Origin of the sequence: Psychrobacter alimentarius, from assembly GCF_001606025.1 — a bacterium.
GTDB classification, from domain to species: domain Bacteria; phylum Pseudomonadota; class Gammaproteobacteria; order Pseudomonadales; family Moraxellaceae; genus Psychrobacter; species Psychrobacter alimentarius.
Genome location: NZ_CP014945.1, coordinates 2,585,832 through 2,602,642 on the forward strand (window position 1 = coordinate 2,585,832; position 16,811 = coordinate 2,602,642).

Here is a 16,811-nt window from a genome sequence, read left to right on the forward strand (position 1 = left end):
CATACTCATTTAACTTACCCTACCCCATTATTTCTGCTTAGTGGTACTATTCGACCATTCCCACTCAATCACGAGACTTGATTATGTTTAAACTTGCAGCGCGACCCAATATCTATACGAGCGCCTCACTCAGCGTGTTAACCGCTACTGCATTATTCAGTGTGGCTAGCGTTTCTAGTGCCATTCCTTTTCTTGATAAAAACCTGCCAACTGACAAAGATGCTGTCCTCAGCGTGGGTGTCAATGTCATGGCCGTCAAGTCTGCCTACAATTTAGATGACAATACCGAGTTCCGTGTATTGCCAGGCGTATTTTATGATAACAATAGAGTCTACGCGCGCGGGGCACAAGCGGGTGCCTATCTAATCAATGACGGCACCAATCAGTTGTCAGTCTATGCGCAACCGTCTGGCAACAGTTTTGATCCTGATGATGCCAGTGGCAATTTGGCAGAATTGGACGAGCGTAAAATCTCAGCGTCGGCAGGTGTGAGCTATCAGCGCCGTACGCCTATCGGTGCTTTCCGCGCCCAAATAGCGACAGACGTTTTGGATAAAAGTGGTGGTAACACGGCGCGCTTGACTTATATTGGTAGAATCAGCGCAGATAAACTCACCATCTATCCAAGCTTTGGTTTTGAGTACTTCGATGAAGATTACAACGACTACTATTATGGCGTGACCGAAGCAGAATCAGCAAAATCAGGCGTTGAACCTTATAAGTCTAACAATAGCCTGAACCCGTATATCAATATTAGCGCCAACTATGACTTCAATGAAAACTGGGCAGGATTTGCCAATCAAAGCTTGAGTTATTTGCCAAATGAGCAATACGATAGCCCAATGGTCAACTCACGTACGGATGCAACGACGACGCTTGGTTTGCTTTATAAGTTCTAATTCAGCTTAGATTTTTGATATGAAAAAAACCTTGCCGAGTGATGTGGCAAGGTCTTTTTTTTATAGAACATTTGATAAAAACTATACTTTAACCTTTGAGATATTTTCTCCAATTTCTTGAATAGCTGCCTTCAATACATGTAAACATATTTTGGCGGTATCTTCTCTTGGATTAAATCCAACACTCATTTGCTGATGCGGATGAATATAGTTCCGAAAATCTCGTAGCGTATGGCTAAATCTCTGAATATCATGTTGTACCAAACCTAATTCATAAGCAACATCAATAAAAGAGCTTAGCGACCATTTAGAGAGTTCGTAAACTTTACCTGATTTATCCTTAGGAGAGGATTTTGCAGTATTAAAATGTCTAGGATACTGATTCGCTAAACCTAACAAAACTCCTTCGAGAGTACTGCCTGCTATGATAATCACAGACAAATAGGCTTCTGAAGAATAGCACCTTTCTATTTCTTTTATTCTTCCTTCTATTACTTCCGACACCATTCCTTCTAAACCAATTTTTTGTACAGAAACATTTGAAAATTCCTGACTTAAAAATTGGTTCTCAGTATTAGTCTGATTAGGTTTTAAAGGCTCCTGCACCTCAATCTTATCCAACCGCTTAAAATCAATATTAGCACCGTTACGAACTACCTTCCATTTATCAAAAGCAATATATTTATTAAATCCCGCGATATAGTTATCTAAGTCTTCTAAACGGTCTATAAAGTTGGCAGGATTAAATAATTCTTTGATACAGCAATCTAGCTGAGGAGTTCCATTAATACCTTCCAATTTTTTATCAGTATATACCCAGCGTGATGGGAAACCTTGTTCGTAAGTATCATTGAATCCAAGATTATTAAATAGGCGAACAAGCTGAGAACCTGACCTATACTCAGTATCTTCATTAATCAAAATACGTAACTTCTCAAGCGACTTAGAACTTAAAAACATTCATGAGCTCCAGTTTTATAACATACACAATAATATGAAAATATATATCTAAAAATCAGTCATAGCGTTTCTCTCTAGCAATCAGTATATAGTGTTACTCTCTTAATTTGATATGCTAATTACAACCAAAAAAAAGACCTTGCCACATAGCGTGACAAGGTCTTTTTACTATTCTAAAAAACTATTAGATAGCTTACTTAGGATGTACCATATCAGCAGGAATGACCCACTCATCGAACTGCGCTTCAGTTAATAGCTCTAGCTCAACCGCAACTTGCTTCAAGGTTTTGTTTTCTTTGTACGCAGTCTTAGCGATTTTCGCAGCGTTTTCATAACCAACATGACGGTTCAATGAAGTCACTAGCATCAATGAGTTGTGCAAGAAGTCATCGATTTTGTCTTTTACTGGCTCGATACCAACGGCACAGTTTTCGTTGAAGCTGTTGCACGCATCACCAAGTAGCTTGATGGATTGCAATAAGTTAAAGGCGATCACTGGCTTATATACGTTTAGCTCAAAGTTACCTGATGCGCCAGCCATGCTGATAGTCACGTCATTACCCATGACTTGCGCGACAACCATCGTCATTGCTTCTGATTGCGTTGGGTTTACTTTACCCGGCATGATAGAAGAGCCTGGCTCGTTCTCAGGAATGGTCAACTCGCCTAAACCACAACGAGGACCTGATGCCAACCAACGAACGTCGTTCGCAATTTTGTTTAAGCTCGCTGCCAATGTTTTTAGTGCGCCTGACGCAAATACTTCGGCATCACGAGCGGCTAGTGCTTCAAATTTGTTTGGTGAGGTGACAAATGGCAAGCCAGTCAAAGTCGCTAGTTGCTCCGCTGCTTTTACTGCATAGTCAGGATGGGCGTTTAGACCTGTACCAACCGCGGTGCCCCCTAGTGGCAATTCATATAGACCTTGTAACGCGTTGTCGATACGAGTCAATGAATGATCAAGTTGGCTTACATAGCCGCTAAACTCTTGGCCTAATGTCAAAGGCGTCGCGTCTTGTAAATGCGTACGACCGATTTTTACGATGCTATCAAATTCTTTGGCTTTTTTATTTAAGGTATCGCGTAATGCTTGTACCGCTGGGATCAATAAGCTGTTGATCTGACGAGCAGCCGCCACACGAATCGCCGTTGGGAAGCTGTCATTGGTAGATTGCGCGTGGTTTACATGGTCATTTGGGTGAATTGGCGTGTAGCTGCCGCGCTCAGAACCCGCGATTTCATTGGCACGGTTGGCAAGTACTTCGTTCATGTTCATGTTTGACTGTGTGCCAGAACCTGTCTGCCATACGACCAATGGGAACTGATCGACCAGACCACCATTGATGATTTCGTCAGCAGCTTGTACGATTAAGTCACGCTTGTCGCCGTCGATACGCTCTAGGCTTGCATTGGTGATGGCAGCGGCTTTTTTGACCAGTGCCATCGCTTCAATCATTGGACGTGGCAATGTCTCGCCACCGATTTTGAAGTTTTCGCGGCTACGCTGAGTTTGCGCACCCCAATAAGCATCAGCTGGGACTTCTACGTTGCCCATAGTGTCTTTTTCGGTACGAGTTGCCTGATTCTGTGTCGACATAACTACCCTCTTTGATGGTTTGTTGTTTTATGACTGCTCTAAAAAATGCAACATCCGCTGCACATAAAGGAGAATACGATATAAAGTGGCGTTATGATAGCATGGCTTTATGCTAAACGCATTTAGGTTTATGCGCGATTTTAGAGACCTTATAACAATTCAAACCAAACTCTCATCCTAGCTTCGTATCCTTCAATTCTCTAATATATTCATTATAAATGGCAACTTGTTCTTCTCTACCATCGTGATAAAAGTCAAAAAATGCACGCTGGGCAAAACACTTTGGTGTAATGTTGTAATCCTCTACAGAGTTTCGCCATATAAATCCTTCGTCATCTTCATGACTGTGCTCCTCATCTTCATAAGAAAATTGATAGATATACCCTTCAGGAATACTTGGATCTATAATGTCAAAAATACGTTTATCATAAAGACAAGGCCCTACGCCATCTTCTCCATCAATACGATAATATTCTTTCTGAATTTCTATAACTTGATAAGTGCTGCCTTGTCTTAAACTGGTTCTATCAAGGACTTTTTTGTAGTAGTCATCACACTCACTATAACATTTAAGCCTAACTTTCATGCCGCCTCCTAGCGTTGAGACTTTTAACGTTGAAAGGAATATATACTTCTGTTTTACTATAATCTCAAAAAATGTTCTACACTTTCAATCAAGAATCTAGGAATTTGTAAAATATGACTGTTAGCAATCCTCCCAGACGATACTTTACTCGCCAGCGTCGCCAGTTAAATGATGGTGAACGTAGAAATTTGGCTAAAGCAGCGAGCTTGCATTTGAGCAAACTACAACAGCACCTGCCAGCACATGCCCGTATTGGCTTATATTACGATGGCTTTGGTGAATTACCCACTCAGCCACTGCTGGATTGGTGTAAACGCTTAGGCTATTTTCCTTACTTACCTGTAGTTGGTTCGCTCGGCAGTGATGATAAACGATTGCGCTTTGTGCCTGTTTATCACTCAAAATTGGTCAATATCCCTACCCGAATTCACCGCTTAGGAATGAAACAGAATCATCATCGGCGCTTGCTGTGGGCAACAGAAATAGACGTGATTATTTGTCCGTTAGTCGCGGTCGATAAACACGGCAACCGTATGGGCATGGGTGGCGGGTTCTATGATACGACCCTTGGTAACAGCTATCGCTCAGGGGTCAAGAAACCGTTAAAGGTAGGCTGGTGTTATGATTTTCAAGTGGTTGAGCAATTAGCGCGTCAACCTTGGGATGTGCCATTAGATGGCTTAATTACGCCAAGTGGCATAAGGTGGTTTCGATGAAAGACGATAAAAATTCTGAAAAAGACTCTAGTGCCGATAATGTGGACGAATATCTACAAACATTAGGCAATGAGAACGCTAGAGAGCAACGCTACTACAGTCAAGAGCAAGATTTTAGCTCTGAGGAGCTGACAAGGCTCATTAATGAAGAGCACTTGAACGAGTTATTGGCAAGAAGTGATGATTTTTTAAGTAGTTTAAATAGTGAGATTAAGGATTTTGATGAGTAGTTTATTAGTTAATTTAACATCACTTTATTACTAAGCTAGCCTATTTCTAACTTACGAATTAAATCTATTATATAATTACGCTCTTCTTCGTATTTAGCCTTATCAATAGCAAATACTTCCATATAAGGATCACTTCTCACATACGACCATTGTATTAATTCAGGATCGCTCTTTGATTTTTCAGATAATAGAACTCTAAGCCCTTGTAATAACACCTCTATTTCACGTTGACTAAAATCTTGCATATTCATAATAGCTACCCTGCATTTAATAGATTGTATTTTCTAAAGGTTAGCGTTGATTAAAAATTAGTGAAAGCTGTAGGGTGCGTACGGCACACCCTACAAAACTACTGAGAATTTTACAAATGTTAAAACCTACAACACCATCGCTGCTATCCAACCAAACGCCAATAGCGGCAAATTGTAATGCAAAAAAGTCGGCACTACACTATCTTTGATATGGTCATGCTGACCATCAATATTGAGACCAGAAGTTGGCCCCAATGTCGAGTCTGACGCAGGCGAACCTGCATCACCCAGCGCGCCAGCCGTACCGATAATCGCAACCGTAGCCAATGGTGAGAACCCTAAAGAGACGCATAACGGCACATAAATCGCAGCCAAAATAGGAATAGTTGAGAACGACGAACCAATGCCCATAGTCACAATCAGACCAATCAGCAGCATGATAAACGCCGCCATCGCTTTATTACCACCGAACAGTGACGCGGCACCATCAACCAATGGCTGAATCTGCTCAGTGGCTTTCATGACTTCAGCAAAACCCTGCGCCGTAATCATGATAAAGCCAATCATCGCCATCAGCTTGATACCGTCATTAAAGACACCATCAGCATCACGCCACTTGACCACGCCTGTCGCCATAAACACACCAAAACCAAACATTGAGCCTAAGAGTAGCGAATCAGTATAGAGCTGTACCACAAACGCGGTAACAATCGCAGCCAGTGCGACGAGCGTTTTTAATTTACTTTGTGTTTGCGCATCAGCAGCCGTTTTACTAAGCGCATCGCCCTCTACTACCGCATCATGAGCTTTTTGATCTATTTCTACTTGCTGGTATTGACGCGGTTTGCGATAACTAATAAAGACCGCTGTCAACAAACCAATCAACATACCCAATGCTGGAATGGCCATTGCCTTTACGACAGAAATATTGGCAATATCAATACCTGCTTCACCCACGTTTTTTAGCATGATCTGATTGAGATAAATATCGCCAAAACCATACGGAATAAACATATAAGTTGTTACAAGACCAAAGGTCAACAAACAAGCAATCAGACGTCTGTCAATGTGCATGCGATTAAAAGCAAGCAGTAACGGTGGTACAAGCAGTGGAATAAAAGCAATATGAATAGGGATTAAGTTTTGGCTAAAACAGCTCATGGTGATTAAGCCTGCAAACAGCATATACTTAATCACACCACTGGTGCCGCCTGCACCGATACGCTTAATAACAACGCCCGCCAATGATTGCGGTAATCCAGAATGTGCAATAGCGACCGCAAACGCCCCTAACAGTGCGTATGAAAGTGCAATCTGTGCCCCGTTGCGGATACCTTCTTGAAAAGCTGCCAAAGTATCTGTGATACCAAGACCTGCCAGCAGGCCACCTGCCAATGCCCCAATTAATAAACTGAGCACCACGTGCACTCGCGAAAGTGACAGTCCTAGCATGATGATGACTGCCAGCAGTACCGCATTGATTGCCATATGTTGTGCCTTTTTCTATCTGATCTGGTTGTAACCTACAAATGTTGTAGCATTTATAAATAGGGTTTGGTTGTCCAAAAAGCGCTCAAACACATTTTGCGCTAAAAGCCCTGTTTTAGACGCGCGTCAGTTTACCTTATTTTGCCTACAAAACCTATGTATAGAACCCAATAGTTGTCAGCTAGGCAACGCTGTGTGCAACATACTAAAAAGGCATCGAACTACTGCCATACATGTTTTGTAGCGTTTATTTCCTATTCGATTAGTAGATCAAAACATTTGTGGCAATAGTAGATTGCTACCAATGCGTCCCGCACATTGATTTTATGATAATTCAACTATATTAATGATTTACTCGCATTGGCTTTGATTTATCATCGATAAAATCGATGACAATACACGTGACGATAGCCGCTTAAATAGGATTATTTTAATAAGATAAACCAGTCACTTTGCTCATGAGACTTGCAATTTTTTTTGCGAGCACCATTTATCTAACATGAACCACGAACTTGACTTTACAAGTCTGGTGAACGAGGAAGAATCTATGAGTGAACATAAAATAGCACAAGACAATATCGACATCGATGTCGACGTTTCATCTACTGTTGCAGAAGACAACGAGCAAGACATTTCATCTGATACTACATCAGAGTCAGCGTCTGCTACTGTCAAAAATAATAATCTTGATGACAGTGACAAAGACAGTAAGGCGGAAGACTATTTACCGTTACTCGCCCTGCGAGATGTCGTCGTCTATCCGCACATGCAAATCGCCTTATTTGTAGGCCGCGCACCATCAGTCAAAGCGGTCGAGTTGGCACAGGCCGAATACGGCAATAAAGTATTGGTCGTTGCCCAAAAAGACTCACTGACTGAAGATATTGATCAAGAAAACCTATATCAATATGGTACGGTTTGCCGCATTGTCAGCACCATGCCACATGACAGTGATGAAAACTGCATCAAAGTATTGATTGAAGGTCAGTATCGTGCGCGGGTCGATAACATCGAAAACCACGATGAGCTATTGATGGCAAGATTTACACGTGCTGATCTCGATGTGAGTATGGATGAGAGACAACAACAAAACACCATACAAGCTTTGACCACATTGTTTGAAGGCTATGCAGATGCACGCTTGCGTAATGCCCGTGAGCTGACTCGTGTGGCGAAGCGTATCGATGATTTGCTTGAATTGGTCTACTTCATCTCCACCCGTGTCTCGATGGATCTTGATATCAAACAGTCTTTCTTAGAAGAAGACGATATCAAAACGCACATCAATACCTTGACCGAATATTTGGTTAAGCAAAGTGCCGAACAAAACATCGAACAAGATATCCAAGACGCTGTCCGTCAGCAAATGGAAGACAATCAGCGTGAGTACTTCTTAAATGAAAAAATGAAAGCCATCAAAAATGAGCTGTCAGACATGAATGACGGTGCATTCGATGGCGAAGATGACGTGGCTGAGCTTGAGCAGCGCTTAGAAGACGCTGATTTGCCAGAAGATGTGCGCAAAAAAGCAGATCAAGAGCTTAAAAAGCTTAAAATGATGCCGCCTGCGTCAAGTGAATCTTCAGTAGTGCGTAACTATATTGAATGGATTTTGGATACACCGTGGAATGCGACGACCAAAGTTTCGATCAATTTAGACAAGGCTAAAACCGTCTTAGATGAAGATCATTATGGACTACAAGATGTAAAAGACCGCATCTTAGAGTACCTCGCCGTACAGTCACGCGTGAAAAAACTCCGTGGTCCGATTCTTTGTCTCGTTGGTCCTCCAGGTGTGGGTAAAACCTCACTAGGTGAATCGATCGCTCGTGCCACAGGTCGTAAGTTTGTCCGTATGGCGCTTGGCGGCGTGCGTGATGAAGCTGAGATTCGTGGTCATCGCCGTACCTATATCGGCGCGATGCCAGGTAAAATCGTGCAATCACTTGCGAAGGTAGAAGTCAAAAACCCACTGTTTTTACTTGATGAAGTAGACAAAATGGCGCAAGACTTCCGCGGCGATCCAGCATCGGCATTGCTTGAAGTATTAGATCCTTCACAGAACGACACGTTTAACGACCATTATTTAGATATGGACTTAGATCTGTCGCAAGTGATGTTTATCTGTACTGCCAACAGCATGGATATTCCGCCAGCACTGCTTGACCGTATGGAAGTCATTCGTCTACCGGGCTATACCGAAGAAGAAAAGGTCAACATTGCCCAAAAGTATCTGGTGCCAAAGGCAATTAAGCAAAATGGTCTCAAAGAGGGTGAAATTGAGATTGTTGAAGCAGCGCTGCACAGTATCGTGCGTAGTTATACGCGTGAAGCAGGTGTACGTAACCTTGAGCGTGAAGTCAATAAAATCTGCCGTAAAGTGGTTCGCGGTTCAGTCGAAGCGCATGGCGCCCGTGCGCCGAAGAAAGCAGAGCGTCAGCTGGTCGTGGTCGATGACAAAAACATCGATGACTATCTAGGCGTGCATCAGTATGACTATGGGCTGGCGGAAGAAGAGCCAGAGATTGGTCGTATTACTGGTCTGGCGTGGACACAAGTTGGTGGAGAGTTATTGACCATCGAAGCGGTTGCCATGCAAGGCAAAGGTGAGCTTAGCTTTACGGGTTCACTGGGTGACGTGATGAAAGAGTCTATTCGCGCTGCCATGAGCGTGGTTCGTGCTCGCGGTGATCTCCTTGGTATTGACTATGAGACGTTTAAAACAAAAGATGTCCATGTCCACATGCCAGAAGGTGCCACACCAAAAGACGGGCCTTCTGCTGGTGGCGCACTGACGACAGCACTTGTATCTGCCTTGACGGGGATCGCCATTCGTCCAGATATCGCGATGACAGGTGAGATTACCTTGCGTGGCAAAATCCTGCGTATTGGCGGTCTCAAAGAAAAGCTACTTGCAGCCCATCGCGGCGGTATCAAGCATGTACTGATTCCAGCAGAAAACGAGCGTGACTTAGCCGATATCCCTGACAATGTAAAAGCGGGTTTGACCATTCAACCTGTGGCAACGATTGACGAGATATTAAAAGTTGCTTTGGTCAGTATGCCAAAACCATTGAAACCTGCCAAAGTGACGGTCGATAAAACTTCAGGTAAAGCGCTACATAACTAGTCGAGTATTCGAAAGTAAGTTCTCAAGAAATAAGAGTCGCTCATCACAATGATGGGCGGCTTTTTTTATGCACCATATCAAAATATCTTTTATAGAATCAGTATAGTAATACGTAATAGCATTTCTTCTCGTACGACATTATTTTATATACTATTCAAACCCATACGTTATTTACATTTATTAACTGATTGTTGCGCTTTTGATGAATATCTACTTCTTATCCTTAGCTATACTGATCGGGAAGTTAAGTAATTCTTGAATATTTCAGATAAAACTATCGCTAAACATACTCATCATAACGATTAAATTAAATATAAATGGAGATAACAATGAATAAGACGATGCTTGCAAGTGCGCTACTATGTGGTTCAGCGTTGGCAATGACAGGTTGCCAAACTGTCGAAAATCAAATGCAAACGGGTAACCCTTTAAATCAACCTGCTCTAAAGTCAACGATTAAGACTGTAGATGGTAAAGAAAAAGAAGTAGGACAAATGTTCTTGCGTCCAGTCGATGGCGGTGTTCAGGTATATGGTAAGCTCATGAACTTGCAACCAGGCAAAACCGTTGCTTTGCATATTCATGAAACAGGTAGCTGTGCAGATATGGGTAAAGCAGCAGGTGGTCACTTCAATCCAGACAATAAGCCGCATTCAAATCCAGATGACATGAATGGTCATGCTGGTGATCTACCAAATTTGACAGCCAATGAAGATGGTGTTGCTACTATCAACTACGTGAATAAAAAAATCTCAGCGGCTGAAGCGGGTAAATATAGCGTCAATCGTTTAGCATTTATTGTTCATGCCAATGCTGATGACTATAAGAGCCAGCCTGCTGGTAATGCTGGTGACCGCGTCGCTTGTGGTATTATCGAAAAAGCATAATCATTATTTATATTTTAGACAAAAAAAACCTCTTAGTATGCTAAGAGGTTTTTTTATTGTCGATAGAAAAGCTATTCTTCTACCCATTCACCTTTGCGCCAGTAAACGCCCCAACGTGTGGCTTTACCGTTTTTCTCAGAACCAATATATTGCTCTTTTTTCTTACGAGACCAGCGCAAAATCGTTGGATTGCCTTCAGGATCTTCATCTGGCCCTTCAAACAAATACTGAAACTTATCTTCCATTTTATCTTTGATTTCTCTTAGCTCAGCAAGCTTTGGCGGACGTGTTTCTCGAACTTTTGGGAACTTAGACGCCGCCAAGAACATACCAGCAGCGCCTTCACGTAAGATAAAATAATCATCATGCTTGGTCGATTTTAACTCTGGCAGATGAATCGGATCCATACGCGGCGGTGCAGCTTCGCCTGTTTTTAGTACTTTACGTGTGTTGTCACATTTTTGACAAGCAAAATAAGGACCGAAACGCCCTGTCTTTAGCTCCATCTGTCCGTCACACTTATTACAATCGATCGTTGGCGCGTCAGAACCTGGTACTTCAAACTTGCCTTCTTCTAAGATGTAGCCATCACAATCAGGATTATTGCCGCAGACGTGCAGCTTGAGACCACCATCGACAATATAACCATTCATTGCCGTACCGCATTTCGGGCAACGCTTTTTCTCCATCAAGTCTTTAACTTCAGCCGTTTCATCAGCCGCGTCGCTTTCATCAAGATTGGCAAAAGCCTCGACTGGCATCAAATTCTTAGTGCCTTTACAACGCTCTTTTGGCGGTAAGTTGTAACCCGTACATCCTAAAAACACCCCTGTTGAGCCAGTACGCAATTGCATCGGACGATCACAAATATCACAGTGCACATCTGGTACGTCGGTCGGATCATTCGGACGCATGCCGTCTTTTTCTTTGGCGTGCTCAAGGGTTGTTTTAAACTCCCCGTAAAAGTTATCCAGCACGTCTTTCCAATCTTGCTCGCCCTCTGCTACATGATCGAGCTTGTCTTCTAACGCAGCCGTAAAGGTATAATCCATCAAGTCTGGGAAGCTGGCGGTCAATCTATCGGTGACAATATCACCCATTTTTTCGGCAAATAAGCGCTTGTTTTCAAGTTTGACATAACCGCGATCTTGAATGGTTGAAATAATAGAAGCATAAGTCGATGGACGACCGATGCCTTTTTTCTCAAGCTCTTTTACTAAGCTGGCTTCCGTATAACGCGGTGGTGGCTTGGTGAAATGTTGGCTTGGATCAAGCTTATCAAGCGTTAAGTGATCGCCTTTTTTGACATCAGGCAACAACGTATCGTCTGTTTTGGCCGGCGGCATAACTTTGGTATAACCATCGAACACCAGAGTACGGCCGCGCGCTTTTAGCTCAACGTCATTTGCACCAACAAACAGATTCACTGACAAGTATTTTGCTGGTAGCATCTGACAAGCCACAAACTGACGCCAAATCAACTCATACAAACGAATGGCATCACGCTCAACTCCTTTTAGCTGGGTTGACTTCATATTGACATTAGAAGGACGAATGGCTTCATGTGCCTCTTGAGCGCCTTGTTTGTTGCCATAAAAATTGGGCTTTTCTGGCACGTATTTTGTGCCATAGCTGTCTTCAATATAACCACGCACGGCAGCCAATGCATCGCCCGATAAAAAGGTCGAGTCAGTACGCATGTAAGTGATGTGACCCGCTTCGTACAAACGCTGTGCCAATATCATTGTTTTCTTAACCGAAAAACCCAATCGTGTACTGGCTGCCTGTTGCAAAGTTGAGGTAATAAATGGCGCGCTTGGACGTGACTGCGTGGGTTTTTCTTCACGCTCTTTGACAATAAACTCACTGGCTTTTAGAACGTCTAATACTTTATCTGTCTGCTCTTTATTGACCAGTTTGAGTGGCTTACCAGCTTGTTTGGTCGCCTCTAAACGAATGCCAATTTTCTCGGCATCTTTTTTGCTGTTAGCGACATGCGTGTCTGCATGAATCTGCCAATACTCTTCTGGAATAAAAGCGCGAATTTCATGCTCACGCTCAACAACCAAGCGCATAGCAACTGACTGTACGCGACCTGCCGACAGGCCTCGAGCAATTTTTTGCCATAAGAGTGGCGATACCATAAAGCCAACCACTCGATCTAAGAACCGACGCGCTTGCTGTGCATTAACACGATCGATATCGAGCTTTGATGGCTGCTTAAAGGCATTTTGAATCGCAGATTTGGTAATCTCATTAAAGACAACACGCTGATACTTACTATCAGGGCCGCCAATGACTTCTTTTAGATGCCAAGCGATCGCCTCTCCTTCTCTATCCATATCCGTTGCAAGATAGATTTGGTCAGCGTCTTTGGCCAATGCTTTTAGCTCTTTAATCACCTTGGTCTTGTTTGGTAGCACCTCGTAGACTGCTGCCCAATCATGCTCTGGATCAATACCCATGCGGCGCACCAACGCCTGTTGCGCCTTTTCTTCTTTGCTCAGGCTTTCATCTTTTTTAGAAACCGTCGCTTTTTTAGCGCTTTTGCTAGCACCCACTGGCAAATCGCGAACGTGGCCAATACTTGAGCGTACAATAAAGTCATCACCAAGATATTTATTAATCGTTTTTGCCTTGGCTGGTGATTCTACAATCACCAAAGACTTGCCCTTTGGGCTGTCAGCAGCAGATGCTGAACTTTTTTTGGTTGTGGTTTTTGCCATATGTGACGACACCATAATATAAGTAAATTAAAAGTAAGAATAAATTCAGCAGCATGGCAATTTATAATCGCCCATTAATTTTTGTAGTAATCAGCTGCTTATGAAAATGGTTATAACACAAACAATAACCATAGAGTAAAAATAGAGTTATAAAGACGTTACACTGCTAAACGTTCAGCTGTCAACAATAAATGAACTCAGCGTTTGCAAGAAGCACTTGCTTATTGTCTATAAATGGAGATTAGAAAACCATTTACTACTTTGCTGTTGTTTTTTGCATCTGTAATGCCCATTTTTCGAGGTTTGCCTTTAGCACCAATAAATCGGATTCAATCGCTTTTTGCTGATATTTTGGGTTAGTCGATGGACGCACGTAAGCAATATCTTCCCAATAAATAATGATGCTATTTGCCTTGGTTAATAGTCCTTTGACGGAAGGCTCGATACTCACTGGTAAGTCTAGCGGCACTTTATCCAAGCTAAAATTGGTCTTCTTAATAGCAATGTCTGGACTACTTTGAGTAGAACGGATAGCACTTGGAATATTGAGCTTGATATCATCTTTAGTTGTATCTACAAAACTGCTGTCTGGGCGCCACTGTCCATCAATCACTTGGTAGCGTGTATGCGGCAACTGCGTGTTTTCTAATACTAAGCAGTACTGCCCCATCATGCCGCGCCCGTATTCATTGTCACGGCCTTTTATCCAATCAGGACAAGTAACCAGCTTTGGATTCAGCTGCAAGTGACGCGCTGTCATGCGCAGATTATCCAAACGCTGATCGATACCGTTAGGTTTGAGCGCCATCATACTCCCTAATACGAATAGTACAATGATAACGCCAATCAATATTCCCATGATGGTCTGACCTTTTAACTAAATGAAACTACTGCTAAAAATACAACTACCCAGCTGACACAGCTATACATGTAAAGAGCGGTGAATAGATAAATGATTGGTATGTAGAGGTTTATAATGAGCGCTAACCATTAAAAATCAAGCAGCCTATCTGCATAATCAGTGAAAACCTCGCGCTCTTATCTGTGCCTTAGCTGATATTTATATTGTCATATCAAATACTTAGAGCAATTAAAAACAAATATAATAATCAGATATAAAAAGTTGTCGCTAGCAAAAAGTGCTATGATAAACCATAATTTTAAACGCGCGCAGGTTTATTATGAATTATCTTATTAAACAAAACTCATCGACTGCTGGTTTTGCTAGCAAACTACTTGATAAACTCACTGTTCACTCTGGCATTACCTTATCTCTTATGGGCGCTGCCGTATTGATTTTATCAGGTTGTGCGACGACCCAGAGTCTGACACCGCAGCAGTGTCAAGACAGTAACTGGCAAGAAGTTGGTTATGCAGATGGTTTGCGAGGACGCTCAGGTGCTTACTTTGGACATTATGCCAATAGCTGTGCAAGCGTCGGCGGCGCAACGCCCAATCGTATACAGTGGGAACAAGGACGTCAGAAGGGTCTCAAAAATTACTGTACCGAGCTTAATGCTTATAAGCTTGGACGCGAAGGTTACGATTGGCAACCTGTTTGTCCCCTTGAAGGTATCGAGAAGCTAGAAGAAGCGTATTCTCAAGGGCGCTACTATTATATTCGTCAGCGTGACCTTGACTATCTGCGCTCGCCTTATCCATTTGGCTATGGGCCCGGTCATTTTGGTTATGGCTATCGTCCATTTGGCTATGGTTGGTAACGTAAAGTCTTTATGGTTGTTATTTGATGACGCAGTCGATTTAGATTATATCTTACTACTTCTACAATGCTCTTATCATAAAGCGACGAAGTCATTGCACACGCTACAATAAAGGAAACCTCACAAGGTTACCCAAGCGAGGTGGAAGGAGAGATTTATTATTCTAATTTTTCTTCTTGTTATTCTAGTAATTTTTTTATTAATAAGCTTACTGGTAATGCTGGTCAGCTTATTGGTATAAAAACTTTAGTCGTATAAGAACTATGACAGCCTCTATCCCATTATGTATGGTGCTTTGCCAATCATAGGCCTGAGTAGACTTTATTCGTTAACAAAGGCAACCTTCGTGAGTCCAGCCTGACTGGTTGCAGCCAGTACTTGAGCGACCGTGTCATATTTACTTTCTTTATCAGCACGTAATTGTACAGAAGGGTCTTTACCAGCCACGCTTTGCTGTTGCAGTCGTGTTTCAAGCTCTTCCATACTGATCGGATCGCTATCCCAGAATATTCCTGCGTCTTTATCGATGCTGATTTGAATGGCTTCTGGTGGCGTATCGTTCACCACTGCACTGGTTTTTGGCAAGTCTAATGGTACTGTTGGATTTAGCACAGTAGCCGTCAATAAAAATATAATCATCAATACCAGCATGATATCGATAAGTGGAATGAGGTTCATCTCATTCATACTTTGAACGTCATCATCACCCAATTGAAATGCCATAATTATTCTCAATACGTTTGGTTATTCTCAATACAGCCAGCCCTTGTGCGCCGGCTTTGTTTTTTCTTAACTGACAACCTTACTGGTTACTCATTATCAAGGCTGTGATGAGGCTGAGTTACGATAATGACTGGTCTGCTGGATATTTTCAGCACTTGCATGTGACTCTTTTACGATTGGCGTTTGAGTCATGGCAGGTTTAGTAGTTATTGAGGCCTGTGCGCTGTCTACCATTCGAGCAGAGTTTGCCAATAGATCATGTGCTCTATCATTAGCATGGTACATCACACGGCGATTAATACGTACAGCAAGGTTATAGAATACCACTGCTGGAATGGCAACCGCGATACCAAGACCTGTCATGATAAGTGCCTCACCGACTGGCGCTGCTACTTGACCCAACCCTGCTTGTCCGCTCATACCGATATTATGCAATGCGTGGAAAATACCCCATACGGTACCGAACAAACCGATAAATGGTGCAATAGCAGCTGTGGTTCCAAGAATAGGCAACCCACGCTCGCTGGAAAAACGATAACGACCAATATGCTTGAGCAAGGTCTGTTCAGTGACCAAGCGACGTGTAGCCGCATCTGAATCTGCTAGGTTTGCTTGTGTTGGCTGGATTTGCTGACTCAAATCATCTGCCACACTCGTCGCCAGTTTACGGCTTTGTAGCACACGAATGATACCAGTGACCCACGATACGATGGACAGGACTAAGAGCACAAAGAACAGGCTTTTTGTCACCATGTCGCTATATTGCCAGTATTGCATAAAGTCCATGTCAGACTCCTTGATTTGTTATTTCATTGCTATGACTTGAGTATTTTTTGCTTTTGATTTACTGCATATATTTCAGCCACGCATATAGTGGCTGTTATTATGATTTTGTAT

15 protein-coding genes are annotated in these 16,811 nt (G+C 42.6%); 6 read left to right on the forward strand and 9 right to left on the reverse strand.

The window, feature by feature from the left end:
- The first annotated feature begins 83 nt into the window (after nucleotides 1-83).
- Nucleotides 84-899 (forward strand): MipA/OmpV family protein, encoded by an 816-nt coding sequence (locus A3K91_RS10585; RefSeq protein WP_062845227.1) that lies wholly within the window; start codon nucleotides 84-86, stop codon nucleotides 897-899.
- Nucleotides 900-980: 81 nt separating this feature from the next.
- On the opposite strand, the gene A3K91_RS10590 is transcribed toward A3K91_RS10585, so the two are convergent.
- The 3 genes from A3K91_RS10590 to A3K91_RS10600 form a co-directional block, all read right to left on the reverse strand.
- A complete protein-coding gene (locus A3K91_RS10590) occupies nucleotides 981-1,859 on the reverse strand; it encodes a hypothetical protein (protein WP_062845228.1) in 879 nt (292 codons plus the stop codon).
- Nucleotides 1,860-2,052: 193 nt separating this feature from the next.
- Complete coding sequence (gene fumC, locus A3K91_RS10595) at nucleotides 2,053-3,456, reverse strand: class II fumarate hydratase (protein WP_062845229.1); 1,404 nt, start codon at nucleotides 3,454-3,456, stop codon at nucleotides 2,053-2,055.
- Nucleotides 3,457-3,628: 172 nt separating this feature from the next.
- A complete protein-coding gene (locus tag A3K91_RS10600) occupies nucleotides 3,629-4,042 on the reverse strand; it encodes a hypothetical protein (protein ID WP_062845230.1) in 414 nt (137 codons plus the stop codon).
- A gap of 113 nt (nucleotides 4,043-4,155) precedes the next feature.
- On the opposite strand from A3K91_RS10600, the gene A3K91_RS10605 reads away from it, so the two are divergent.
- On the forward strand, nucleotides 4,156-4,758 hold the full coding sequence (locus tag A3K91_RS10605; RefSeq protein WP_084387335.1) for a 5-formyltetrahydrofolate cyclo-ligase: 603 nt from the start codon (nucleotides 4,156-4,158) through the stop codon (nucleotides 4,756-4,758).
- Nucleotides 4,755-4,988, forward strand: coding sequence for a hypothetical protein (locus A3K91_RS10610; protein WP_062845231.1), 234 nt, complete (start codon nucleotides 4,755-4,757; stop codon nucleotides 4,986-4,988). Before A3K91_RS10605 ends, A3K91_RS10610 begins: the two co-directional genes overlap by 4 nt.
- 35 nt (nucleotides 4,989-5,023) lie before the next feature.
- On the opposite strand, the gene A3K91_RS10615 is transcribed toward A3K91_RS10610, so the two are convergent.
- Nucleotides 5,024-5,239 (reverse strand): hypothetical protein, encoded by a 216-nt coding sequence (locus tag A3K91_RS10615; RefSeq protein ID WP_062845232.1) that lies wholly within the window; start codon nucleotides 5,237-5,239, stop codon nucleotides 5,024-5,026.
- 126 nt (nucleotides 5,240-5,365) lie between these two features.
- Complete coding sequence (locus A3K91_RS10620; protein ID WP_062845233.1) at nucleotides 5,366-6,727, reverse strand: Na+/H+ antiporter family protein; 1,362 nt, start codon at nucleotides 6,725-6,727, stop codon at nucleotides 5,366-5,368.
- A 547-nt stretch (nucleotides 6,728-7,274) separates the two neighbouring features.
- On the opposite strand from A3K91_RS10620, the gene lon reads away from it, so the two are divergent.
- Nucleotides 7,275-9,857 (forward strand): endopeptidase La, encoded by a 2,583-nt coding sequence (lon, locus tag A3K91_RS10625; RefSeq protein ID WP_062845234.1) that lies wholly within the window; start codon nucleotides 7,275-7,277, stop codon nucleotides 9,855-9,857.
- Nucleotides 9,858-10,186: 329 nt separating this feature from the next.
- On the forward strand, nucleotides 10,187-10,744 hold the full coding sequence (locus A3K91_RS10630; RefSeq protein WP_062845235.1) for a superoxide dismutase family protein: 558 nt from the start codon (nucleotides 10,187-10,189) through the stop codon (nucleotides 10,742-10,744).
- 71 nt (nucleotides 10,745-10,815) lie between these two features.
- Here A3K91_RS10630 and topA read toward each other — a convergent pair whose 3' ends face one another.
- Nucleotides 10,816-13,470, reverse strand: coding sequence for a type I DNA topoisomerase (topA, locus tag A3K91_RS10635; protein WP_062845236.1), 2,655 nt, complete (start codon nucleotides 13,468-13,470; stop codon nucleotides 10,816-10,818).
- 256 nt (nucleotides 13,471-13,726) lie between these two features.
- Entirely contained in the window at nucleotides 13,727-14,329 is a 603-nt protein-coding gene (locus tag A3K91_RS10640) for a hypothetical protein (RefSeq protein WP_062845237.1), read from the reverse strand.
- A 322-nt stretch (nucleotides 14,330-14,651) separates the two neighbouring features.
- Between A3K91_RS10640 and A3K91_RS10645 the strand changes: the two genes are divergently transcribed.
- Complete coding sequence (locus A3K91_RS10645) at nucleotides 14,652-15,191, forward strand: DUF2799 domain-containing protein (RefSeq protein ID WP_062845238.1); 540 nt, start codon at nucleotides 14,652-14,654, stop codon at nucleotides 15,189-15,191.
- A gap of 321 nt (nucleotides 15,192-15,512) precedes the next feature.
- Here the strand turns inward: A3K91_RS10645 and A3K91_RS10650 are convergent, their stop codons facing one another.
- Both A3K91_RS10650 and A3K91_RS10655 read right to left on the reverse strand, forming a co-directional pair.
- Nucleotides 15,513-15,914 carry an ExbD/TolR family protein gene (locus A3K91_RS10650; protein ID WP_062845239.1) on the reverse strand — a complete coding sequence of 134 codons (402 nt, stop codon included), beginning with the start codon at nucleotides 15,912-15,914 and terminating at the stop codon, nucleotides 15,513-15,515.
- A gap of 96 nt (nucleotides 15,915-16,010) precedes the next feature.
- Complete coding sequence (locus A3K91_RS10655; RefSeq protein ID WP_062845240.1) at nucleotides 16,011-16,700, reverse strand: MotA/TolQ/ExbB proton channel family protein; 690 nt, start codon at nucleotides 16,698-16,700, stop codon at nucleotides 16,011-16,013.
- Nucleotides 16,701-16,811: the final 111 nt, after the last annotated feature.